This is a genomic window from Bacillus spongiae (assembly GCF_037120725.1).
In the GTDB taxonomy this organism is placed as follows: domain Bacteria; phylum Bacillota; class Bacilli; order Bacillales; family Bacillaceae_K; genus Bacillus_CI; species Bacillus_CI spongiae.
In genome coordinates this window covers 111,996-135,657 of the sequence record NZ_JBBAXC010000005.1, presented here as the reverse complement: position 1 = coordinate 135,657, position 23,662 = coordinate 111,996, and the positions used below count along the sequence as shown (strand labels likewise).

The following is a 23,662-nucleotide window of genomic DNA, read 5'->3' as shown; positions in this document are numbered from 1 at the left end:
ATCTCTCTGCTTCAGTATGAATGGAGGCTATGTAATGGAACAGCAAGTTAATAAAACTGCCTATAAGAAACTTCCATATTTTTTGAGGGTTTTATTAAATAATCAAATGGTTCAGTAGCTTCTTCTTTTCTCTACCATAATTTTATAGAATTGGGAACGAATATGGAAGAGGAAATGTTAATAATGTTTTTGAATTTGAGGGAGAAGAAGTTTATTAAGCAAAGATTGAGCAAATTTATTTAAATATTCTAGACAAAATTGATAATATTCAGTACTATTAATTTGTGGAAATGAAAAAGGAGTTGTTTTATGCGCAGTTATTCTTAACCATTTTTTTATAGCGAAATTACGTGTGCCTTTAGGTGCTTTTTTAAGTATGATTTTTTCGCTTGAAATGTTAAGAACACTGCTCAGCAACTTATATAACTTTTATGGCAAATAGAACGAGATAGTGCTTTTTATGTCACGTTTTTTGTAAGTTATATGACTGCATGAACATTTGTGTTCATGCAGTCTTTTTTTGTTGAAATTCACTAGTAAGAAGGCAAATGGTGTTGCATAGGGGAACACCGCGGCTAATCTAGCATTTTCCACAATGATGATATTTTTCAAGGGAGAAAGGGCAGGAACTAGGGAATGTTAAAATAATATTTTTAGGAGGAATTGGTGAATGAAAAACTATGTTATTAAGCTAGAAAACATGAATGTTCATATTTCGGAATGGGGGAGTGAGACGAAACCCGTTATCTTTTGTTTACACGGATTAGGTAGCTCAAGTCTTAGTTTTATAGAAATAGCGGAACAGTTAAAATCAGAGTATAGGGTGATTGCCATTGATGGTCCCGGACATGGGAAAACGACGCCATTTCCAGATGCAGCAGCATACGAGATGCCAAATATCATCACTTGGCTCAACGAAGTCATCAAAGCAATCGGAATTGACCAATTTTATTTTTTATCTCACTCTTGGGGGAGCTTCGTCGCCCTATTTTATGTTACGAAATACCGAGAAACAGTCAAAGATATGATTTTAATTGATGGTGGATATCAAACGAAACGTTTATGGGCAGGAACGATGGAGGAAGAAATGCTAGAATACAAGAAGGATTTTGATGAATGTGTTTTTGATAGTTGGGAAGAGTTCATCGACGCCGAAAAACCCGTAACGTCAAGATGGTCTCATTATTTAAAAATGGCAGTGAAAAATCTTGGTGTTGAGGAAAATGGGAAAATACGATGGCATGCAAGTGGAGAAACGGCTGCCAATATTATAAGAGCCATGCATCTTGATGAAACAGAAGATATATATGCCAAATTACCAAAGAACATTTTATTACTAAGAGCGACTTTGCCAATTACAAAAGAAGAGCTTCGGAGGAAAACGAGCGAAACATTCAGAAATAGAGCAGGTGGAAACGTTCAACAAGTCCAAGATGCGACTCACATGCTACATTGGGACCATCCAGCAGTAGTAGTAGATGCCATAAAAAGCCGATGGCCTAAATTGGATAATTAATTATTTACCTCCTATAAAAGAGCTCGATAATATATTAAAAAAATTCATTAAAAATCCTGTTGAAAGGTTAACAGGATTTTTTTCTTATTCCAGAAAAGGGTCATATTCTTAAAGATTTGAATTAGAGGTAATTCAGAAGATTAACTAGTATATAATAGAGCAAACAAATAGTAGCTAATACTATTTCATTTTGACCAGATAAATCTAATGTATAAAATGAACAATGTGAGGTAGCGCCCATTTACATACGATGAAGACAATGCAATCGCAAGAACACGATGGCGTTAGGTAGTGTTCTAAGGGTACGGGTAAGGCTGATTTTATTGCAGCACCAGGAGGAGTAGTATATAAAGCCGAAGATTATTCAAATATGTTGGTGAAAGAAAACAATGGTATTAGTAAGCTATATCATTATACAAATGAAAAAGGGCTTAATGGGATACTAGAATCAGGAAAATTGAACCCATCGACAAAAACATTAAATCCTAAAGATGTAAGATATACTAACGGTCAGTATTTAACGGATGTCGTTCCAGGAGAAAAAACGCTTGGACAACTCTCATACACATTTTTAAGAACACCATGGGGCGGTAAAAGGTTTACTAATTACTTAGAGATTGACGTTAGTGGATTAAATATCATAAAAGGGAGAGATGGAGTATACGCAATTCCTAACGAAGGTGCTTTAGATATATCTAATAGGATAATTAATTACGGGAAATCTACAAAATAATGGAGGTATTTGAGTGGAATTTATTTATTTAGAATGGTTTCACAATTTTCCAGATGAACCAATTAAAATTTTTTCGGAAATCGATAAAGATAGATACGAAACTCGAAAAGTAGAGATCTTTAGAGATGGAACTTACGGGTATGCATATTTAAATATTGAATTTGGTAAAACTGGATTGGGTAAAATACCTTTCCCGGAAAACCTTGATGAAATTAATTCAGATACTCAATTTAAAGCGATCGAAATAACAAAACAAGAGTTTGAAGAAGTGTGGAAGAAATTTGTAAATCAGTAAGTTATGTTAGATTCGCATTATATTATAATTGATGTATCAGGCTAAAATGTGGTTTACTTAGTTCCGAATGATAATCAACTAGACTTTTCTGGTCGAATTATCCGTACAGGTAAAAATTAAAAAGGGGGGCGATAGTATGCAGTTTTTAAAAATAGAATGGATACATGATATTACTGACGAACCGTATATTATTTTTGCCGAGCTTGATGATGTAGGGTATGAAAACAGAAAAATAGAGATATACAAAAATGGCAGGGTTGGTTATGCAACACAATCCAGCGAATTCGGAGGCTCGACTTTGTCAGAGTATTCTTATCCAGCATTTGAGGAGATTGCATCAAACTCGGAGTTTATTCCAGTGGAGATAAGTAAAGAGGAATTTGAAGGTATTTGGAATGAAAATGTAGAAGTGTAGATATATTAAACAACCTTGATTGGTGTAGCCCTAGAAAGTTTTTCGTTTTGGGCGAGGTTGTCGACTAACAAAGGTAGAAAATGGTCTATCTTTATTGAATAAATTCCCATTAATTGATCAGGTGTAGATTTAAAATAAAGTCAAGATGTTAAAAAAAGATTCGATGTTTTTAAAAAAGTCGCGATGCTTATAAAAGAGATACGATGTTTTACCTATTGGAAATACATCCAATGGAATTTTTATGATTAGAGATAGAAACCCTGAACGATTATCTGGTTATTTAAGTAAAGGGCCAGAATGGAATAAATTAATGTGGAAATTATAGTGATTTTGGATTAACTGGGTCTGAAGGTACGACCTTAGATTAAGTATATTCTATAGAGGTGTATTAATTGGATTATGGTGTACTGAAACAGAGAATTGAAACTATAGTAAAGAGAATAAATGAAATAGGTGGAAAAATTACGGATTTAGTAATAGAAAAACCGGCCACACTGCAACAAATAGAGGAATGTGAACGACTATTAGGTTTGTCTTTGCCAAAGAGTTTTAAAAAAGTTCTTCTAGAATTTTCTTCAGGCTTCAATTTCTGTTGGTTTTTTCCAGAAAATTATAAATTGCAAGAGGAATTTAGTGGAATATTTAGTGGAAAACTTCACTGTGGTTTGGGTTTAATTAAACAAGTTGATGACGAAAAAAACAGCTGGGTAGACAAGGTTTTTTTAAATCCAAATGATGAATATGATAAGGTATGGCATAACAAACTAGCTTTTTATGAAGTCGGTAATGGAGACTATATTGCTTTTGATTTAGTTGAAAACGATAATGATGCTTCAGTTATGTATTTAAGCCATGATGACGGAGAAGGACATGGGTATAAATTAGGAGAGAATTTTGTTGATTTTTTAGAAAAATGGTCAAGGATTGGTTTTGTAGGTGGGGAAGATTGGCAATGGTTACCTTTCACTTTAAATCAAACAAGTGGTCTTTTACCAGAAAGTAATTCCGCTAATCATTTTAGAGAATTACTACAAGTTGAAATTTAAGCCTCATTTATTTAAAGGGCGTAACCCAGGAGTATGAGTTACGCTCTTTTTTTGTGGAAAGGACCATTTTGTTGAATAACACTCAACATCCAAATGTTCGATTGAAACTGGGCCGTTCTTTCAAAAGGAGGATTCCTAAACAATAAAGTATTTCCTAAATCAGCTAGGGAAAATGATTAATTTAGCAAAAAGGACTTTCCTATTTTTCTCAAATGAGAATGGTAAAGTCATATAATTGAAACATAGTATTTTATATTGGGGGATGAGAAATATGGAAGGTATATTATTTTTCTTTATCCTATTTTTAGCTGCCCTACTCATTTTCATTAAGCATATAAAATGGTGGATAAAGTTGTTTGTTGCCTTATATTATGGCATTCTTATTTATTTCTTTAGTAAAGGATATAAAAAAATACAGGATGATTATGAACTTTATCGGTCCAAAAATGAGTATAATCCCAATGACCCAGCTGACGTGAAAGCTTTAGAAAACTATTGGGATCCTCTAGCAGATTATGCGGGTAACTTCGAGGTTTTTTTCCACCTCCCAGTATTAATTTTACTTACCTTTTCTTATTACAAATGGATAAAGAATGGAAAAAATAAAACACAGAGAATTCTAATCGTACTTAGTCTCATTCCTGTAAGTTTAATTTATCTTTGGATTGCGATTTTAATAGGAATGTTAGGTTATCAACCTTAATACAGCCCCCTCTATAGTATTTTCTTCCATATCTTCTCCTATATAAAAATAGTTGATTTTGAGGTCGATGACAGCAGCACTGATATCAAAAATACCAGCTAATATAAGTCAATACTTTTTAAGTGATCATACCAAATTTAAGGTGATATAATAAAAATATGCATGAAAAAGAAGCATGCTTGAGGTTTTTGAAAGTTGTGTAATCAATTGTATTGGTTTATGCAGTGTATCTTCGTTAAATCCAATGCACTAGCTTGTTGGCACAAGCTATGATGGCTACTTTGTGAGGCTTGCCCTCACTTTTTTTTGCTTATCTTTACATTTCGATTATTGGCTAATCCACACTGAACAGCTGTATTCCTCAAACATGTTTCTAAAAATAGGGGGTGGACAGTATTGCTGACGGGATCAAGTTCCACGGGTGCGCACGTCCTACCCCGACTACCTAAAGAATAGTCTATAAAAAGAAGGCCAGCCAGTTAAATATCAATCTTTAAAGGGGAGTAACCTTCAATATTGATTTAGTGGGGGGCATTTTTTAGAACATGAATAATGTGCATTTTAAAGATATTGTGATCCTAATGAATACAAAGTTAGAAATATAATATTATAATGGGTTCGGTTTTAGAGTACAAAACACTAAAAAACAATGGAATTAGACCTTTAAATAGTTAGGAACTAACACTGCAAATGTAATATAAATTAACAGTAAAACTAACACAATAAAAAAAGCTAGGATAATCAAGCTCCTTATCCTAAGATTTTAAAAGGCATTTTATTCAACTAATGCTCCCGTTAACGCAATAAATAACGGGCTTCCATTAGCTGATTTAGTACAATAACCCCACCAACCACCCGAATAATGAAAAATTATAAATATGCTTCTTGAGGGTCATGAGAAAGTTCTTCTACTTTTATAAAGTCAAACCTCACTTCTTGATGTTTTCCTTGTGGGCTACATGCATATAACCCCATTTTAACCGAAGAATGTTCTGGAATATCTAAGTGGGCAATACGAATTTGGTGCCATTCTCCGCCGTCGAATGAAAAGTCGACATAAGCATTCTGACCAATTCTTGATATCCTGAAATACAAATATTCAAAATTATAGTTAACACTTTGTGTTGACCAATCAGAATAGCCATGATTTGTGACGACTGCCCCCAATTTACTTAATCCGTTAGGTATATATTCCAATGATGTCTTTATCCATATATCTTCAGAGAACCTCAACATTAATCCTGCTTGGTCATACTTTGATTTTGGTCGTGTCTTTACTTTTGTTGTTATTCTAAAATTTTTACTCGTTTCTGTATAAAGAAAATGTCCATTATCTATTTCAAAGCCATAATGTGTTTTCTTCCAAAAATCGGTATTCTCATCCGTTTTTACCACAAGTTGAGATGAATGTTTGTCTATAAACCATTCTTTTGGTTCGCAAAACCATACTAAATAATCACTTAGTCTGCCACTTTCAAAATATTCATTAATAATTACATTCTTTCCCAAAAAAACACCTCTATCAAAAAGTTTAATAAAATAAACAGGAATAATATTAATATTTTTTTCTTAAATATTCCTGCCCGTTTGTTTAAGAACAGCATTTCACAATCTCTTTAAACATAAAATTTCCATTTACCTTCAGTAAACTATCAAAGATATTTAATATCTTTCAAGGAAAATCCTATATCTGTTATGCCTAATCTTTGAGTAGGGGTTTTACCTTCCTTGGTTTTGAAAGGTAAACAGAAATTGTGATACGTTTTAAGTTTAGTTAATGACATTTGAGCATACTTAGGATTAAAGTTTGAGTAAATATTACATTTTCCATCTCCACGACCCGTCGTCAAAGGACTTTCTAATATAAATAATCATTTTCGGATATGCTGAATAAAATAATTGGTCGCATTATATTAGCATTCACAATTAGTTTTGCAGCTTCCTTTGATTCATACATTTACAAAAATGTATTATTCTACGATCAGGGATATTAGCTAATCTAAGTAGTATCTCGAATTCAAATGTTCGGCTATTGGGCCTAAGAGTTAAACTAAAGGATCCCCATTTTGTTGGTTTGAAGTATTATAGCTCCTTAAGAAATTGTAGATAATCATGAGCACTTTTCTCAATTTCACTCTCAGATGGTTCATATTCTGCTCCATAAAACGCAAAGAATGAACGATAATCTGCTTTGCAATAGATAGCAGTTGTTTTAAATGGAACTAAAATCTGTTCAAGTGTGAATTGATATCTTCCACTTTCACTGTAATCTTCATTTTTTATTCCAGCAGATACAGCCAAAGCAAGCTTACGACCTTCTAATTTATCTCCTTCTGAACCAAAGGCCCATCCGTAAGCAAAAACATCGTCCAACCATTGTTTAAGAAGAGGTGGACAATTAAACCAAAAAATTGGGAACTGAAAAATAAGATTTCCATGCGATTCAACCAATTTTTGCTCTTTTTCTACATCTATTTTCGCATCAGGATAAACTTTGTATATCTCATGGATCGTATACTTTTCGGGATATTTTTTTAATTCTTCAACCCATCTTTTATTAACAACGGATGTTTCTATATTCGGGTGCGCTATGACAACAAGAGTCTTCATTTCTTCCTCCTAAATTTTATTATAAATTCAACATTTCAACCTCTGGATACTATTATAAATCCAGCACTACCAACTATGTAAGTATGCACTATTTTTACGGGTACTTACCTAAAGGTAAGTATTGTTATTCTTTTCTTAATTATGAGGGAGGTGGTTTTTCTTCTGTTGTACGTAGATACCATGTGACTGTTATTAAAATTAATTCAGGTTGATAGTGCTTCCATTTATATTGGTTTTCAATACTAATCACACACCCTTCTTAGAATATTAGTGTAAGCATGCACAAGACTTATTAGTTATTTGAAGCTATTAACATCTTTGTTGCTGATTTTGTAAGTATTAATTATTTCTCAACTATCTTAACAATGGTAGAATTCTTCTTTTGAAAAGTCTTCAGTAAAAGGAATGAAACATAATATATGACTAATATGTTACATTCCTTATTTTTTATAACTTTTTACGATTCTGCTCTTGAAAATATTGTCCAGCCTTTTTATTATGCTTTTGTCCAATTAGGGACTAGCTCAACCCCTGCGGCTTCAAACGTTGTGTATACTGAACAACGCTTATCAACCTTAACCTGTAATTCGTTAATACGCTCATGTGATTCATTTGTATTTACTTTTGAATTTATCGTTATTTTCTCAAAATAAGGTTTAATAGTTTCATCACCCATAAATCCACGTGTATCTAGCTTTCCAACGATATCAAAATCAATTCCTGTAAAATTTGATTTCTTTTGGAACCAAATTGGCTATGAATGACTAATCAATCGCTGGGCATTATAGACAATCCCCATTTAAATCCCAATGATAAGTATAAAAATGTTAATATCAACTATCCCAAAATCTACACGCCTTCTTTTTGTTCATTCAATGGATACATCACGAAACACTTTATCACTTTTATTAACTAAACCTAGTTTCCTATAAAATTTATCTAATAGGATTTCCAGAAATTATGTGAAAATGAAGATGCTTTGAATCTTGACTGATAGTTTGTGAGATAGATTTGTAATTTTTTAGTTGAATATTTTTACATATAAAAGATCAAGGTATAGAATATGAGTGTACACATATTTTTTTTTCTTAAGCTTGAATTGATGAAGAAATTAGGTGTTGGACTAATACCTGTCGTTTCTATGAAAGCAGATTAATTTTTTCCCATTCTCTGTTTAGTAAGTGCTGTTTTGTTTAGTGAAGATCCTAGGCTTGAACAAATTTTTGGAGGTGGCTGCAGTGAAAAGAGTATTAGTTGCTGGGGCAACAGGTTTTTTAGGGCGTTATATAGTAAAAGCTTTAAAGAATAATGGGTACTCTGTAACTGTCATTGTTAGAAATGAAAACAAACTGAAACGACAAGGTAAATTTTTGGAACCTGCAATTGAAGAAGATGTCGATCATGTCATTAACGCTGAAATTACGAATCCAAGTACACTTGAAGGAGTTTGTGAAGGAATAGATTTTGTATTTTCTTCTGTTGGTATAACAAGACAAAAGGATGGATTAGCCTTTAATGATGTTGACTATCAGGGCAATTTGAATTTATTGAAAGAAGCTGAAAAAAGCAAAGTAAAAAAATTCATGTACATTCATGTTTTTCAAGGTGACCAATTAGAAGGGCCGATGACTGAGGCAAAAGAAAGATTTGCAAAAGCACTAATCAACTCTGAATTGGACTATGTAATTATTAGACCAACAGGCTATTTTTCTGATATGACTGAATTTCTACATTTAGTTAAAAAAGGTCGAATTTATTTGATAGGTGATGGGACAAAAAAGTTGAATCCTATTCATGGGGAAGACTTAGCAAAATATTGTACGGCATCTTTTGAGCAATATTCCAACAAAGTATTAGATATTGGAGGCCCTGAAGTATTTTCTCACCAAGATATTGCCAAAATGGCTTTTAACGTCGTAGGGAAAAAAGAAAAGATAACTTACCTTCCAACAATACTCTTTCAACCAATTTTATCAGTTTATAAATTGATAAATAAGCAACAATACGGTATATTTCGCTTTTTCTATCAAGGCATGACAAATGATATGGTCGCTCCAAAATATGGTTCATTGACGTTGAAAGATTATTATGTTCATTATATAAATAAAGAGCTAGAGTGAAGAAGTAACTTGACTCAAAAATTATAATATTAACTAAGGATGTTTTTATGCTTTAATAGGGTACTAAAATTTTGAAAATTAAATGAACAACAAACACAAGAGGGTCTATAAAAACGATAAATGATTGCCTTTAATCTTTTAAAGGGCTCTTTTCTCAAAAAGCGTTATTAATTTCGATTATCTTTAAATAGAGTCTTCGGCTACCGGGCGCTTTTCTGAAATAGAGAAGCACCTTTTCTTTATACATCGTATCTTAGTGTGGAGTAACGAATTTTGATCATTATGATAAAATTAGCTATAAGAATACATTTAGTGAAGGCATTATTGTTAGAAAATTAAATAATGAGCAGTTTGGATGTGTGAAAAATGAGGATACAAGAATTGGTTCAGGAATTAAAAAGTCTCCCCAATTGTATTGTACATCCACCAGGTGGTACACCTAAATTAGAAGAGATTCATGTATTACCAAACGATATTACGGAGTTCTACAACATTTGTGGTGGAATAGATTTATTTATTACTAGTGAATACAGTATTTCTATTTCTTCACCCAATAAGTTTGAATTGGCAAATCCTATTATTATAGGAGAAAGAGGAGAATATGATATATCCTGTGAATGGTACATAATTGGTTCGGATAAAAATAACGATTATATTACTGTTGATCTTAATTCAGAACGCTTTGGAAGATGTTACGATAGCTTTTGGGATAGACATGGTGTAGTTGGAGATTGCTCTATCATTGCAACTTCTTTTACCCAATTATTAGAATTACTTTTAAAGAACCGAGGTCAAAATTTCTATTGGCTTGAGAAGAATTTTACAAGTTTAGGCGATGCGTATGATGATCTATATTAAGCAATTTGGCAGTAGAGTTGAAGGGGATTAGGTTTATAAGAGGAGAGATAATATGGCTACAACATATGTGAACTGGGGAAAAGCAAAAGTGAAGTTGACTTGGATACCTGATAAAAAAATCCCACCAAGAGAATTAATAACAAGTGTTCACGGATTTTGTTTTAAGGATGATAAGCTATTATTGGTGAATTTAAATCATCGAGGATGGGATTTTCCTGGGGGTCATATTGAAGAAGAGGAGACTCCCGAAGAATGTTTAAAACGTGAAGTATATGAAGAAGGATATGTTACAGGCAGCTGCTCTCTTTTAGGTCATATTATCGTTGACCATAATGAAAATCCAGAATGGAATGAAAATAGCCCGTATCCAAAAGTAGGCTATCAAGTTTTTTATCGTATGAACATTGACCAATTTCATCACTTTAAAGCTATAAATGAGTCAGCTGAAAGAGTTCTTATCAATCCAAGTGAGGTAACGAAAACTTATCATGATTGGAACGAATTATACCAAGAGATACTTGATTATGCTTTAAGGCAAAAATAATTTATCTTCAACGAATAGGGCGCTTTAATTAAAGAACATTATACAAATTATCTCGAATACAAGTCTTGGTCAAAAGGGTGATTATCGAATAACAAAGGTAGAAAATGATCAATCTTTATTATAAAAGTCACATTGAATCTTCTGAAGAAGAATGCATTTTAATCATTCTTTTTTTCAAAATCGATTCTTTTGGATAGCGATATTACTACTGTTTATAAGATGTTTTAGATCAAACTTTATTCCATACTAACAACAAAAAGGGATTCAACGACGAAGTTGATTCCCTTTGGAGGTTGTAGTTCTCTTAGCATTATCTCTTATTTTTCACCAAGCTGAAGCTATTATGTCTCATTCAGCCAATTTACTAATTGAGGAATAGCTTTGGCATAATGCTGTAATTCATTTATGGTTTCGGTCACTTGACGAGTGCCAAGCTTCTGTTCTTCATCGTCTGTGCACTCAATCCATAAAGCTCGTTTTAAATTATATTCTAACCACTCTAATTTGCCTAAAAAACCATTGTTTAAAACAATTGTCCAATCTGCATGAAGCTTATCTACGCTCCTTTTATATCCACTAATAAAGGCAAGAAATCTTGTTTTATCAATTTCGCCTTTTTCATGTCCAGACCAGTAAATCGCAGTTTCTACTAAGTCTTGCATTGGATTTATATAGCCCGCTGATTCCCAATCGATGAGAACTGGATTGCCTCCAGTCCACATTACGTTCTTTGAATCTAAATCCCGATGGCTGAGGACCATATTTGATGAAAGTAGGCTCGATGCTTTTTTGGCCATTGCATCCCATTCATATAGCTTATCCATGTTTTTAGCTAGTAGATTTCGCCAAGTTGTTTGTTTTTCTTGTCCTTTTAGTAAAAAGCCATTCCAATCTATTAGTTTTCGATTATTTATTTGGTTATGTAATATTCCAAGCGTTGAAAAATCTGTCTTATGGATATCGGCAAGAATCCCTCCCATTAGGTCACAATGCTTTTGCTTAATTTCATTCTGTTTTAAACTAACCCCATTTATCCAATTGAACACAAGGTAGAACTGATCTTCCATTCTGTGTAGGAAAGCCCCATTCAGTTTAAGTGCTGGTAAAGAAGGGATATGACTTGAGACAAAATGGGCAATTTGTTCTGAATGAAGATAATTTTGCCTAGCCATTGGTCTTTGCATAATTTGTGGATTCAATAATTTAATGGCATATTGTCCTTTTGTAGTGTTCAATCTATACATTTTATGTAAAAGTCCACCTGAAATCGGTATAGGAGCATCGATTAACTCACCAAGTTGACATTGATTACATATTTCTTTAAATGGAAAGTGGTAACTTAAGCTGTTCATTCTCTCATCTCCTTCTATTTAATCATTCTACTAAATATTCATGCTTACAGATATAAAATGAGTTAACGTTCTACTCTTTATAGTGGAATGTCCGACCATTCCAAAGAAACTTCCTAACTCCTATTCTTTTGAAATCATATTAAACGCAAACCCTCAATTGTACTTGCAATTCCTCCGACGATTAGACCAGCAATTATCTACAATTTGTTATATATGCCAGACTACCAGCAAATTTCAATAGTCATGAAGTAGAAGAAACAGTAACAAAGTAAACGCTAATTAATTTCGTAGCAGAGATTTTTAAAGACATGAAAAAGAGCCTTTCTCTTCATTAAACTGATTACACCTTCATATGTTATAGGGGAGGTGAAGAAATGGACAAGCTAAAATCATGTTGCTTGTGTGGAAGTATTATATTTGCTGCCATAGCTATTGGATTTGGTATCAGTTCTGGTGATTTAATACAGGGAATAGCTCGGCAACCAAACTTACAAGATACACTTATCCTAGTATTTATATTAGCATTTGTTTTACCAGCAATATTTCTTTTCATCATTGGAGTATTACTTACTTTACTTTGTAAAAAGAAAAGTCACTAAAATACAAAAGCGTCCAATCTCGAGAATGAGAACGGGCGTTTTTTCTGGCTATTTTTTTCACTGCAATATTTCTTTCTATATTCCAGGATGAGTTAACTTAGTAGGAAGAAACATTCATTTCGAAAAAGACCCATACAGTAATAAAAGGATATGCTCAACAATATTACTAGCATCTTCGTTCCAATACGAAAAGTCACGAATGGTTGATGATTGAGACAAGGTCAATAATCTTGTAAAATAAAAGCAGTCTTACAATAGAAAAAGGTGTGTTATATGAAGAGATATATTGTTATAGGTGCAGGGATTCTTGGGGCCTCAACGGCATACCATCTCGCGAAGGCTGGTGCCGAAGTGACCATTATTGATCGTGAAGATAAAGGTCAGGCAACAGATGCTGCTGCTGGTATTGTTTGTCCATGGATTTCACAACGAAGAAACAAGCGTTGGTACAACCTTGTAAAGCATGGAGCTAAATTTTATCCGCAGCTAATAGAAGAATTAAAGAAAGAGGGCGAAGAGGAAACGGGTTATCAACAAGTCGGTGCCATTAGTATCCATACAGATGAAGAAAGATTAGAAAAAATGATGGCGCGTACCCTTAAACGAAAGGAAGACGCACCTGAAATGGGGGACATTCGACGGTTATCGAAAGAGGAAACGAAGGAAATGTTTCCACCTTTGTCAGATGAATACGCAGCTGTGTTCATTAGCGGTGCCGCTCGAGTTGATGGTCGTGCTTTAAAACAATCTCTACTCCGTGCGGCACAAAAGAAAGGAGCCGTACTGATTAACAAGGATGCTCAGCTTCTTTTTGAACAAACTAACGTTATTGGCGTGCAGGTAGAAAATGAGAATATAATGGCAGATTCCGTTATCGTTACAGCAGGAGCATGGGCAAAACAATTGCTGAAGCCCCATAACCTTACCTTCCAAGTAGCTGCACAAAAAGCACAAATTATCCATTTAGAAATACCAGAGACAGATACAAGTGAGTGGCCTGTTGTTATGCCACCTACTAATCAGTATTTATTAGCTTTTGATAAGGGTAGGGTGGTCATTGGTGCTACTCATGAAGACAATAAAGGATTTGATCAACGAGTAACAGCAGGCGGAGTACATGAGGTCCTACATAAAGCGCTGTTAGTCGCACCTGAACTAACGGACAGTACGATTGTTGAAACAAGAGTAGGTTTTCGACCACATACACCTGATTTCTTACCTGTTTTCGGTGAAGTGCCAGGAAGAAAAGGTTTGTTAGTTGGCAATGGTCTTGGTGCGTCAGGATTAACGGCAGGTCCCTTTTTAGGAGCAGAGTTAGCGAAATTAGCGACGGGCGAAAAAACAACATTACGACCTGAGGATTATTCTGTTGAAGATTCTATATCATGATCAAAAATTGTTAAAACACTTATATTCCCATACCCTCGGTAGGTATAGTATACTATAATAAATGTTAAGTTGTCCGAACACATTGACCCATATAAAGCTGGGAATACATTTTCTTCAGGTAAGTTACACTCAAATACAGTGAAGGTATTTACTATTCGGTAAGTGTTAGAAAGAAAGGGCCTAGTAGTTAACAATGGTTAACAGCAGGCCCTTGAAAATAGGCTTTACTATTTTTAATTTTCATGTTGCATACCCTCGGAGGGTATGGTATATTATATTTAACGGAGGTGGTAAGGTGTCGGAAAACATTGATTCAAATAAAGATGTGAATACATCTTGCGCAGGCGGAGAACAATGTGATATGGAGGGTCATCGCAAGAGTCACCACTCAGATACAGTTAAAAAAAATTTAGTGACCCGATTGAATCGAATCGAAGGACAAATTCGCGGGATTAAAGGATTAATTGAAAAAGATACGTATTGTGATGATGTTATTACACAAATTTCAGCTACACAATCCGCATTAAATAGTGTCGCTAAGCTTTTATTAGAAGGTCATATGAAAACATGTGTACTAGAGCGTATACAAGATGGCGATGAGGAAATTGTAGATGAATTTATGATTACAGTTCAAAAATTAATGAAAAAATAATGGAGGGAAATAATGATGGCAAATACAATTTTAAATGTTGAAGGAATGTCTTGTGGACATTGTGTGAACGCAATTGAAGGAAGCGTTGGGAAATTAAAAGGAGTTAACTCCGTACAAGTAGATTTAAAAGCAGGAAAAGTTCATGTTGACTTTAATGAAGCAGAAGTAAATCTCAATCAAATTAGTGAAACGATTGATGATCAAGGCTATGATGTAAAAAAAGCATCCGTGTAGGTTTCTTGTAACGAGTTCACCTTTCTATGGAAAGGTGAACTCGGATGAAAAGGTGTAAGACACTTTGTGAGGAAAGTAATCGTGCAAAAAAAGCACGGTTTTCTTTCGGAAAGAAATATACCCCATATAGGTATAGGAGGGTTAAATAATGAGTAGTGAAAATAAAGTAGCCAGTCTCCCCATTACAGGCATGACCTGTGCAGCTTGTGCCAATCGAATTGGAAAAGGCTTAAATAAGGTAGAAGGGGTGGAAGAGTCCAATGTAAATTTTGCATTAGAGAAAGCCACCATTCAATATGATCCAGAGCGTGCTGATGTAGCTGATTTCAAAAAAAAGGTGGAGGACCTTGGCTACGAGGTGAAAACAGAAAAACAAGAATTTGATATTACGGGCATGACCTGTGCGGCTTGTTCGTCAAGAATCGAAAAAGTGTTAAATAAGCAGGAAGGAGTAACAGAAGCAAATGTGAACCTTGCTTTAGAGCGAGCAACGGTTGAGTATATTCCTGACATCATTGACACGAAGGATATTATTCAAAAAGTTGATAGCCTTGGGTATGGAGCTACAATAAAAGAAGGAAATGAACAAACAGACCAACGCGAAAGTTTTTATGAAAAACAAAAACGAACATTCATTCTTTCTCTTATTCTTTCTCTCCCATTACTTTGGTCGATGGTGAGTCATTTTGAGTTTACGTCATTCATTTATTTACCAGAAGCGTTAATGAATCCATGGGTTCAAATGGCATTAGCAACACCTGTCCAATTTATCATCGGTCGCCAGTTTTATGTAGGAGCTTACAAAGCACTTAAAAATAAAAGCGCCAACATGGATGTATTAGTGGCTCTAGGCACATCGGCTGCTTACTTCTATAGTGTATATTTATCGATTGAATCAATCGGACGTACAGAGGGTATGGTAGAGTTGTATTTTGAAACAAGTGCCATTCTTATTACGTTAATCCTCCTTGGTAAACTATTTGAAGCAAAAGCAAAAGGACGTTCATCAGAAGCAATCAAGAAGTTGATGGGTTTACAAGCAAAAACTGCTTTAGTGATTCGCGATGGGGAAGAGAAAACGATTGCATTAGAAGAAGTCGTTGAAGGAGATATACTTGTCGTAAAGCCTGGTGAAAAAATTCCAGTTGATGGTGAAATTATTGAGGGCCGCACAGCTATCGATGAATCCATGATTACTGGGGAAAGTGTCCCTGTTGATAAAACAGTTGGGGATGCAGTCATTGGCGCCACTTTGAATAAAAATGGTTCTTTAAAAATGAAAGCACGAAAAGTAGGGAAGGATACCGCACTAGCACAAATTATTAAAGTGGTCGAAGAAGCACAAGGATCGAAAGCGCCAATTCAGCGCCTAGCGGATTACATCTCAGGTATTTTTGTTCCGATCGTTGTTGTCATTGCGATACTCACCTTTATTGTTTGGATTGTGTGGATTGAGCCTGGAAATGTTGGTGAAGCAATCGAAAAATTAATAGCTGTATTAGTCATTGCCTGTCCATGTGCACTTGGTTTAGCGACACCGACCTCCATTATGGCGGGGTCCGGACGAGCGGCTGAATATGGAATTTTATTTAAAGGTGGAGAACATTTAGAAACGACTCATCGAATTACAACCGTATTGCTTGATAAAACAGGAACGGTAACGAATGGTCAACCCGTCTTAACGGACGTGTTAGTTGAAGATTCAATCGATGAAACGACATTTTTATCCTATGTAGGTGCTGTTGAAAAATCTTCAGAGCATCCTCTCGCACAGGCAATTGTCGAAGGGATTGAGGAAAAGGGACTACCACTGGCAGATGCACAGCATTTTGAAGCGATTCCAGGTTACGGTGTGCGTGCCGAAATTGAGGGTGATTCCATCCAAATTGGAACAAGAAACTTGATGAAACAAAATGGTGTTGACATACAACACGTTCTATCTGAAATGGAAGGCTTAGAAAAACAAGGTAAAACAGCCATGCTCGTTGCGATTAATGGGAAGTACGTTGGAATGTTGGCGGTAGCTGATACCATTAAGGATACATCTGAGTCGGCGATCAGTCGCTTGAAAGAGATGGGACTCGAAGTCGTGATGATTACAGGAGACAATCAAAGGACAGCAGAAGCGATTGGCTCTGAAGCGGGAGTAGATCGTGTTATCGCAGAAGTACTTCCTGAGGATAAGGCGAACGAAGTACTAAAGCTTCAAGAAGAAGGAAAAGTGGTTGCCATGGTTGGTGATGGAATAAATGATGCACCAGCATTAGCCGTTGCGGATATTGGAATGGCCATTGGAACGGGTACGGATGTTGCAATGGAGGCTGCTGATATCACCCTAATTCGTGGAGATTTAAACAGCATTGCTGATAGTATATTTATGAGTAAGAAAACAATAAAAAATATTAAGCAAAATCTATTTTGGGCCTTCGCCTATAATACATTAGGTATCCCTATTGCCGCCATCGGGCTGCTCGCCCCATGGGTTGCCGGCGCTGCCATGGCCTTTAGCTCTGTTTCAGTCGTACTAAATTCGTTGCGCTTACAAAGAATAAAGCTATAAACGGATGTAACGAAAAAGAAATCGCTATGATGTAATGATGTGCCGAGTACCCCAATATCAAATTCCTTCATATGGAAGGACGGATATTGGGGAGTTTTTATGTACTTTGTTATCATTTTTAGAAAAGAAGCCATTTTCAATTTTTTTAAATGGCTTCTTTTTATTATTTTTGACCAAATGTGAATGGAGTGTCATTCCAAAATCAAAACAATAATCATGTGCCATCCAATTGTAAAGGTTGGCACATGATTATGTTAACCTTCTATCTTTAATGAAGGGTGTATTACTTGTCCAATATTTATTTGATCAATACCAGAACTGATTGACTATGTGAATAGGAGATAGTGTCGCAAAGTTAAAAAGAGCGTAGCACTTAATGTTACAAGGGCTGTACTATTATAATTTGCTTTGAAGTAGCGGTACAGACGATAGTAATGTTTCTGCTACCTGAACCTCAACCTCCAGTGTAGCAATAATCAGTCCTAATGCTAGTGCGACAGCGGCAATGGCTAAGAAGGGACCAAGAAAGCATAAGCATTTATTGCTGTCTTTAGAACATCCTGTGAATAATAAAATGACCGCAAAAGTAGCAGAAAATAAGAAAACCACAAAAAGAAATAAATTTAGAAGAATTAAAGCCATATCCATAAGTTTCCCCCCTTTATCATGTTTTAATAGTTTATGAAATTCTAGTAAAAAAGGTGCTCGGCAAACGGATAATTGGGAATATAGTCGTGATTGTTTTCAATCAAATTTGATAATTTTTTCCCCATACATTTTGAGACTCTTCCAAAATGAAAGTTATTTGAAAATACCCCATCTACAGGAATAATCATCTATCCAAAAAGTGAACCCTTTATAAAAGAGTCCAATTATGCAATTCTATCAATATACATAAAAATGAATAAAAATAATAAATATTAAATTTAATCATTGATTATTATAGATTAATATGTATAATAATTCATTATCATTAATTTTTATAAGGAGTGTGCTGAATGGACGTAGAGAAAGAGAGTTATATTAAATTAGAGGAAAAAGAACAAATCTTACAGAAGGGCTTTTGGGGATTTTTTATCCCATCATTTTTAGGTGTTCTTCTTTTTTTAGTCCCTTTTTCATTTCAAGGGGAGATCACAATTGGGGTTGGTGTATTTGCTACATATGTACATTCCGTTTTCTTATCCTATTTGCCTAGTTTTATGACGGGGATTATGTTTCTGTCCATCGTTTTTTCCTTATTGACAAAGGGTTTTCAGCCGAAATGGATTATCCAGCATCCGTTTTTCAATAGTTTATTTAATATTAGTAATCTTTGGTTAATGATTCGGATGATAGGAGTACTATTTTCTTGTTTTACTCTATGGGAAATTGGTCCTGAATGGGTTTGGTCTGATGTAACAGGCGGAACGATGTTAAATGTTCTCATTCCAGTCTTAACTACATGGTTTTTATTTGCTGGACTGTTAATGCCCCTTTTACTAGAGTTTGGATTAATGGATTTTATCGGAGTGCTGCTGCGAAAAATAATGGTTCCATTATTTACATTACCCGGACGTTCAGCTATTGATGCGGTAGCATCTTGGATGGGGAGTGGAACAGTAGGTGTTTTAATTACGATTAAGCAATATGAAGCAGGGTACTACTCAAAAAGAGAGGCAGCGGTGATTGCTACTAATTTTTCGGTTGCATCAATTGCCTTCAGTCTCGTGATTATCCAGTTCATCGGGCTTGAGCATATGTTTGTTCCATTTTATTTAACGGTATTTATCGCAGGTAGTTTAGCCGCCATTATTTGCCCAAGAATTCCTCCATTATCTAGAAAAGAAGATACTTATTATGAACTTGTTGGAAAACAAATAAATGAAGATGTTTCAACTGGAAAATCTAGTTTTGCGTCAGGTGTTGAACAAGCGATCAAGAAAGCAGAACAGGTAAAGAGTTTTACAAATATTTTTAAGCAAGGGGTTCAAAATGTATTGGATATTTGGTTTGGTTTAATCCCACTTGTTATGGCACTAGGTACATTAGCTCTAGTTGTGGCTGAATATACGCCGTTGTTTACTATTTTAGCCTACCCAATCGTCCCAATTCTTACGTTATTGCAGCTTCCTGAAGCACAAGCCGCAGCACCCGCAATGATTGTTGGCTTTGCCGATATGTTTTTACCTGCTGTTCTTGGTAGTGGAATTGAAAGTGAATTAACGAGATTTGTTGTGGCGGTCATGTCTTTAACACAGCTCATCTATATGTCTGAAATTGGGATATTGTTGCTAAAGTCTAAAATCCCTTTGCGCTTCTCGGAGCTCTTAATCATTTTTATTCAGCGTACGTTCATCACTTTACCTGTGGCAACTGTCATTGGTCATATATTGTATTAATAGAAGAATACTAGAAAGAATGGTGGAATGAGAATGTTCGAATGGGAGAATTTAGTGAAAGAAATGCCGGATTTACTAGCACCTAGTATGGCAAAAGATCATCCAAATTTGCCAGTAGTAAAAGAAGAAGGCTGTTATTATTACGGAGCAGATGGAAAAGAATATTTAGATTTTACATCGGGAATTGCTGTTACGAATGTAGGGCATCGCCACCCAAAGGTAGTTCAGGCGATAAAGGATGCGGCAGATTCACTTACACATGGCCCTTCTGGAGTAATTATGTACGAGTCGATATTACGCTTAGCAAAGGAATTGGCGAAGGTTCTTCCAGGAGAACTAGATCATTTCTTTTTTGCAAATAGCGGAACGGAAGCGATTGAAGGAGCTATAAAGCTAGCGAAATATGTGAAGAAACGACCTTACGTGATCTCATTTACAGGCTGCTTTCACGGACGAACAATGGGAGCATTAAGTGTAAGCACATCAAAAAGTAAATATCGGAAATGGATGCAACCCTCTGGGCTTGTTTATCAACTTCCATATGCTAATGTAAAGGAAGTACCCGTTGGCGAAGAACCGGTTTCATATGTTGTAGAAAAATTGGAACAAGATGTTTCAAAGTTATTTAAGTACCAAGTACATCCTGACGAAGTGGCCTGTATGATTGTTGAACCAGTTTTAGGTGAAGGGGGCTACATTATTCCTCCAACAGAATGGTTACACAAGGTTCGTGAAATTTGCGACAAGTTTGGTATATTGCTTATTTTTGATGAAGTCCAAACAGGATTTGGCCGAACGGGCAATTGGTTTGCAGCCCAAACATTCGATGTACAACCAGATATTATGGCCATTGCAAAGGGAATTGCCAATGGGCTCCCTTTAAGTGCTACCGTTGCTTCAAAAGAGTTAATGAAACAGTGGCCATTAGGATCCCACGGAACAACATTCGGAGGGAATCCCATTTCATGTGCTGCTGCATTAGCTGTGCTTGAAGTGATAAAAGAAGAGGAGTTACTAAAAAATACCCAAGAAGTTGGGGAATTTGCCGTACATGCTTTACAACAATTAAAAGTGAAACACTCGATCATTGGTGAAATACGTGCTGTAGGGCTAATGATCGGTATCGAAATCGTCCACCCGGGCACAGGGGAATCAGATGGAGAAGCTTTAATGCGCATACTAGATCTCTGTCTAGAAGAGGGGGTATTATTTTATTTCTGTGGACCAAATCATGAGGTTATTCGAATGATTCCACCGTTAAGTGTGACGAAACAACAAATACAAACAGGTATTGATATGCTCGCTAGAGCCATTGAACGATATGAACAAGAAGGAAGGAAATGACCTAAGTGACGAATGAAGGGTCTCTCATTTCTGTTTCTGCCTATGGATGTAGTGTAAAAAGGAATTTTCAAAAAGAACCTATCTAAAAAATTGATAGGTTCTTTTTGTATAGTAGGTGACTGCTATCGTTAATTACCTACTGAATGAAGTCGTTGTGTCTGATGTTCTAAAAAATATCTTCTTGAAGGGAATTTGTCCCTTTTTTTCTTTTTACTTATTTTTGAATAATTTATAATAGATAAGTGTTATGATAATTCTAACAATATTATGATTTAAGGAAGACTTCCATGTCGGAGCTTTTAGTAAATGTGATTCAAATAAGAGATACTTCATTTAATATTGGGTTGAAATTCGGTAAGAATATACAAAATAGTCCACTGTTAAAAGTTTTTGACTCAATTACAAAACCAGAAATAGACTATAAGAATGTACAAGCCATTTTTTCTACCCTAGCTGCTCATTTACTTGAAGAGTTGGAAGGATTAGCTAGTGGGTTAGAGGTGTCTACTAAAAAGTCGGCTTCCTTGTTTAGTGGCTATGATGTGCCGAGGACAGAAGCCATGGGCTGTTCTGCAATCATTACAAAAGATTATTATGTAAGGAATTATGATTTTTCTCCGGATTTATATGATGGGGTATTTAGTTTAGTTCAATCGGAAGCTGCTTTTGCAACAGCAGGTTATAATCTTCAAATTTTAGGTAGGCATGATGGAATAAACCAAAAGGGGTTAGTGATAGGATTACACTTTGTTAGTAATAATGGGTACTCAAAAGGAATATCTCCTTGGACTGCAATTAGGATGGTTTTGGATATATGTTCTTCAGTCGATGATGCAATTCAAATGCTAAAAGAAATTCCGCATTCAGCTTGTTATAATTTTTCACTTGGTGACCCAATGGGCAATATTGCAGTAGTAGAAGCTAGTCCAGATAAAGTGCTTGTAAGACAAGGACAATCATTATTATCTTGTGTTAATCATTTTCAGGACGAGAAGTTAAAAAATAACAATAGACTATCTATTGAAGGTTCGGTAAAACGAGATAACTTTATTCAAGAAATATCTAAGAAAAACCTCCCACATCAAAAAATGTTTGATCATTTAAAAGACATAAATTCACCATTATACTTTACTGATTATGAAAATTTATTTGGAACTATGCATACTTTATCATACTCTTTTGAGCATTCTAGAATTAAGACGACGATTGCACAAGGTGACCATGTCTTAGATTTCAATTTTCAAGATTGGGTTGATGGCGAGGATTTAAAGGAAGAAAGACTAAGAGGTAAATTAGATTCATATTTTATTTCTAATTAAAGGGGAGATTTGATTGTTTTATAGAAGAAAGTTTTATATTGTGAAGAATGAATTTGTAGAACCATTTAATCATCTTTTCAACAACATAAATCTGCCTAATCAACTTAAATACGGATCTCGTTTAGTCGGCCGATGGATGAAGGATAATAATAATGGCACTGTAGAAATTTTTGCTATATGGGAATACGACAGTTATGAAGATTATGTAGAAATTGAAAAGAATGTTCGAAGTGATAAAGCACATCTTAAACGTATAAAGGATTGGTATGAAAAAAATGGAGGAAGAGAATTTGTCCAAAAGAAATACTTTTTAGAAGTGAGAAATGAAGCTTTAGAGTCTACTGTTTAATGTTAAATGTTAAATAAACTATCATCACAGTTATGAAAGTGCTTATAACAACGAACGAAGTAATTCAAATAAAACAGAAGGGAAATCATCTCTCCTTGTTCAAATATGTCTCTTTGTGAAAGTAGAGTATTCCAGGAGCAGACTATGGGTTTTATTGAAGATTTACGTTAGGTAGTTGGCAACCAGCCATTAATTTTAATTGGAGTGGCAGTGGCTACAATAAATGAAAAAGGCGAATTTTTATTACAAAAACGGATTGATGGAGCTTGGTGAGTACCAGGAGGATTTGTTGAATTATGAGAATCTACGGAAGAAGCAGGAAGAAGAGAAGTATTAGAGGAAACTGGCATCGAAGTAGGTAAACTTGATTTAGTAGGTGTTTTTCAGGAAAAGAGCATTTTGTTAAATTACCTAATGGTGATGAATTCTATCCAGTTACAATTGCGTATATTTCAAAAGAAATTAAAGGTGGAGTTCTCAAACCAGACGGTCTAGAAACTACAGAAGCAAAATTTTTAAAAGTATTTGACTTACCAGAAGGGCTAAATCCTATAATAATGAACCTAATTAACCAATATTCTCTGTCAATGTCACAATAATTGATCACAAACTGTTAATACGTCCGATAGACAAGATTAGAACT

The 23,662-nt window shown here is 34.9% G+C and carries 23 protein-coding genes and 2 pseudogenes; 19 read left to right on the top strand and 6 right to left on the bottom strand.

What is annotated here, in order from left to right:
* The first annotated feature begins 670 nt into the window (after nt 1–670).
* From WAK64_RS07870 to WAK64_RS07845, 6 genes are all read left to right on the top strand, one after another.
* Nucleotides 671–1,516, top strand: a complete 846-nt coding sequence (locus WAK64_RS07870; RefSeq protein ID WP_336586413.1) for an alpha/beta fold hydrolase — start codon at nt 671–673, stop codon at nt 1,514–1,516.
* A 370-nt stretch (nt 1,517–1,886) separates the two neighbouring features.
* A complete protein-coding gene (locus WAK64_RS07865; RefSeq protein ID WP_336586412.1) occupies nt 1,887–2,249 on the top strand; it encodes an HYD1 signature containing ADP-ribosyltransferase family protein in 363 nt (120 codons plus the stop codon).
* A gap of 13 nt (nt 2,250–2,262) precedes the next feature.
* Complete coding sequence (locus WAK64_RS07860; protein WP_336586411.1) at nt 2,263–2,544, top strand: DUF6881 domain-containing protein; 282 nt, start codon at nt 2,263–2,265, stop codon at nt 2,542–2,544.
* Nucleotides 2,545–2,680: 136 nt separating this feature from the next.
* On the top strand, nt 2,681–2,959 hold the full coding sequence (locus WAK64_RS07855) for a DUF6881 domain-containing protein (RefSeq protein WP_336586410.1): 279 nt from the start codon (nt 2,681–2,683) through the stop codon (nt 2,957–2,959).
* 392 nt (nt 2,960–3,351) lie between these two features.
* Nucleotides 3,352–4,005, top strand: coding sequence for an SMI1/KNR4 family protein (locus WAK64_RS07850; RefSeq protein ID WP_336586409.1), 654 nt, complete (start codon nt 3,352–3,354; stop codon nt 4,003–4,005).
* 271 nt (nt 4,006–4,276) lie between these two features.
* On the top strand, nt 4,277–4,708 hold the full coding sequence (locus WAK64_RS07845) for a hypothetical protein (protein WP_336586408.1): 432 nt from the start codon (nt 4,277–4,279) through the stop codon (nt 4,706–4,708).
* A gap of 235 nt (nt 4,709–4,943) precedes the next feature.
* On the opposite strand, the pseudogene WAK64_RS22560 reads toward WAK64_RS07845, so the two are convergent.
* The 4 genes and pseudogenes from WAK64_RS22560 to WAK64_RS07825 all read right to left on the bottom strand — a co-directional run.
* Nucleotides 4,944–5,064, bottom strand: a pseudogene (locus WAK64_RS22560) (IS110 family transposase); the annotation flags it as partial.
* A 514-nt stretch (nt 5,065–5,578) separates the two neighbouring features.
* A complete protein-coding gene (locus WAK64_RS07840) occupies nt 5,579–6,217 on the bottom strand; it encodes a DUF1349 domain-containing protein (protein WP_336586407.1) in 639 nt (212 codons plus the stop codon).
* A gap of 573 nt (nt 6,218–6,790) precedes the next feature.
* Entirely contained in the window at nt 6,791–7,318 is a 528-nt protein-coding gene (locus WAK64_RS07835; protein ID WP_336586406.1) for an NAD(P)H-dependent oxidoreductase, read from the bottom strand.
* Nucleotides 7,319–7,814: 496 nt separating this feature from the next.
* Nucleotides 7,815–7,994 carry a hypothetical protein gene (locus WAK64_RS07825; RefSeq protein ID WP_336586405.1) on the bottom strand — a complete coding sequence of 60 codons (180 nt, stop codon included), beginning with the start codon at nt 7,992–7,994 and terminating at the stop codon, nt 7,815–7,817.
* Between the two features lie 562 nt (nt 7,995–8,556).
* Here WAK64_RS07825 and WAK64_RS07820 point away from each other — a divergent pair.
* The 3 genes from WAK64_RS07820 to WAK64_RS07810 all read left to right on the top strand — a co-directional run bounded on the left by WAK64_RS07820 (nt 8,557) and on the right by WAK64_RS07810 (nt 10,840).
* Nucleotides 8,557–9,438: an SDR family oxidoreductase gene (locus tag WAK64_RS07820; protein ID WP_336586404.1), complete on the top strand. Its 882-nt coding sequence runs from the start codon at nt 8,557–8,559 to the stop codon at nt 9,436–9,438.
* Between the two features lie 366 nt (nt 9,439–9,804).
* Nucleotides 9,805–10,296 carry an SMI1/KNR4 family protein gene (locus WAK64_RS07815; protein ID WP_336586403.1) on the top strand — a complete coding sequence of 164 codons (492 nt, stop codon included), beginning with the start codon at nt 9,805–9,807 and terminating at the stop codon, nt 10,294–10,296.
* Nucleotides 10,297–10,348: 52 nt separating this feature from the next.
* On the top strand, nt 10,349–10,840 hold the full coding sequence (locus WAK64_RS07810) for an NUDIX hydrolase (protein ID WP_336586402.1): 492 nt from the start codon (nt 10,349–10,351) through the stop codon (nt 10,838–10,840).
* 341 nt (nt 10,841–11,181) lie between these two features.
* On the opposite strand, the gene WAK64_RS07805 is transcribed toward WAK64_RS07810, so the two are convergent.
* Nucleotides 11,182–12,192, bottom strand: coding sequence for a phosphotransferase (locus tag WAK64_RS07805; RefSeq protein WP_336586401.1), 1,011 nt, complete (start codon nt 12,190–12,192; stop codon nt 11,182–11,184).
* Between the two features lie 374 nt (nt 12,193–12,566).
* Here WAK64_RS07805 and WAK64_RS07800 point away from each other — a divergent pair, with 374 nt between their 5' ends.
* The 5 genes from WAK64_RS07800 (at nt 12,567) to WAK64_RS07780 (ending at nt 17,626) form a co-directional block, all read left to right on the top strand.
* Nucleotides 12,567–12,791, top strand: coding sequence for an ATP synthase subunit c family protein (locus WAK64_RS07800; protein ID WP_336586400.1), 225 nt, complete (start codon nt 12,567–12,569; stop codon nt 12,789–12,791).
* 273 nt (nt 12,792–13,064) lie between these two features.
* Nucleotides 13,065–14,180 (top strand): NAD(P)/FAD-dependent oxidoreductase, encoded by a 1,116-nt coding sequence (locus WAK64_RS07795; RefSeq protein WP_336586399.1) that lies wholly within the window; start codon nt 13,065–13,067, stop codon nt 14,178–14,180.
* 361 nt (nt 14,181–14,541) lie between these two features.
* Nucleotides 14,542–14,832 carry a metal-sensitive transcriptional regulator gene (locus WAK64_RS07790; RefSeq protein WP_336586521.1) on the top strand — a complete coding sequence of 97 codons (291 nt, stop codon included), beginning with the start codon at nt 14,542–14,544 and terminating at the stop codon, nt 14,830–14,832.
* A gap of 15 nt (nt 14,833–14,847) precedes the next feature.
* Complete coding sequence (gene copZ, locus WAK64_RS07785; RefSeq protein ID WP_336586520.1) at nt 14,848–15,066, top strand: copper chaperone CopZ; 219 nt, start codon at nt 14,848–14,850, stop codon at nt 15,064–15,066.
* 148 nt (nt 15,067–15,214) lie between these two features.
* Nucleotides 15,215–17,626 (top strand): heavy metal translocating P-type ATPase, encoded by a 2,412-nt coding sequence (locus WAK64_RS07780; protein ID WP_336586398.1) that lies wholly within the window; start codon nt 15,215–15,217, stop codon nt 17,624–17,626.
* Nucleotides 17,627–18,022: 396 nt separating this feature from the next.
* Here the strand turns inward: WAK64_RS07780 and WAK64_RS07775 are convergent, their stop codons facing one another.
* The gene (locus WAK64_RS07775; RefSeq protein WP_336586397.1) at nt 18,023–18,274 is read right to left on the bottom strand and encodes a hypothetical protein; all 252 of its coding nucleotides are present in this window, start codon (nt 18,272–18,274) and stop codon (nt 18,023–18,025) included.
* Nucleotides 18,275–18,624: 350 nt separating this feature from the next.
* Here WAK64_RS07775 and WAK64_RS07770 point away from each other — a divergent pair, with 350 nt between their 5' ends.
* The 5 genes and pseudogenes from WAK64_RS07770 to WAK64_RS07750 all read left to right on the top strand — a co-directional run bounded on the left by WAK64_RS07770 (nt 18,625) and on the right by WAK64_RS07750 (nt 23,618).
* The gene (locus WAK64_RS07770) at nt 18,625–20,007 is read left to right on the top strand and encodes a YjiH family protein (protein ID WP_336586396.1); all 1,383 of its coding nucleotides are present in this window, start codon (nt 18,625–18,627) and stop codon (nt 20,005–20,007) included.
* Between the two features lie 27 nt (nt 20,008–20,034).
* Nucleotides 20,035–21,351 carry an aspartate aminotransferase family protein gene (locus WAK64_RS07765; RefSeq protein WP_419465910.1) on the top strand — a complete coding sequence of 439 codons (1,317 nt, stop codon included), beginning with the start codon at nt 20,035–20,037 and terminating at the stop codon, nt 21,349–21,351.
* A gap of 287 nt (nt 21,352–21,638) precedes the next feature.
* A complete protein-coding gene (locus WAK64_RS07760) occupies nt 21,639–22,670 on the top strand; it encodes a C45 family peptidase (RefSeq protein WP_336586394.1) in 1,032 nt (343 codons plus the stop codon).
* A gap of 13 nt (nt 22,671–22,683) precedes the next feature.
* Nucleotides 22,684–23,019, top strand: coding sequence for an NIPSNAP family protein (locus WAK64_RS07755; RefSeq protein ID WP_336586393.1), 336 nt, complete (start codon nt 22,684–22,686; stop codon nt 23,017–23,019).
* 192 nt (nt 23,020–23,211) lie between these two features.
* Nucleotides 23,212–23,618 (top strand): annotated as a pseudogene (locus WAK64_RS07750) (NUDIX hydrolase).
* Nucleotides 23,619–23,662: the final 44 nt, after the last annotated feature.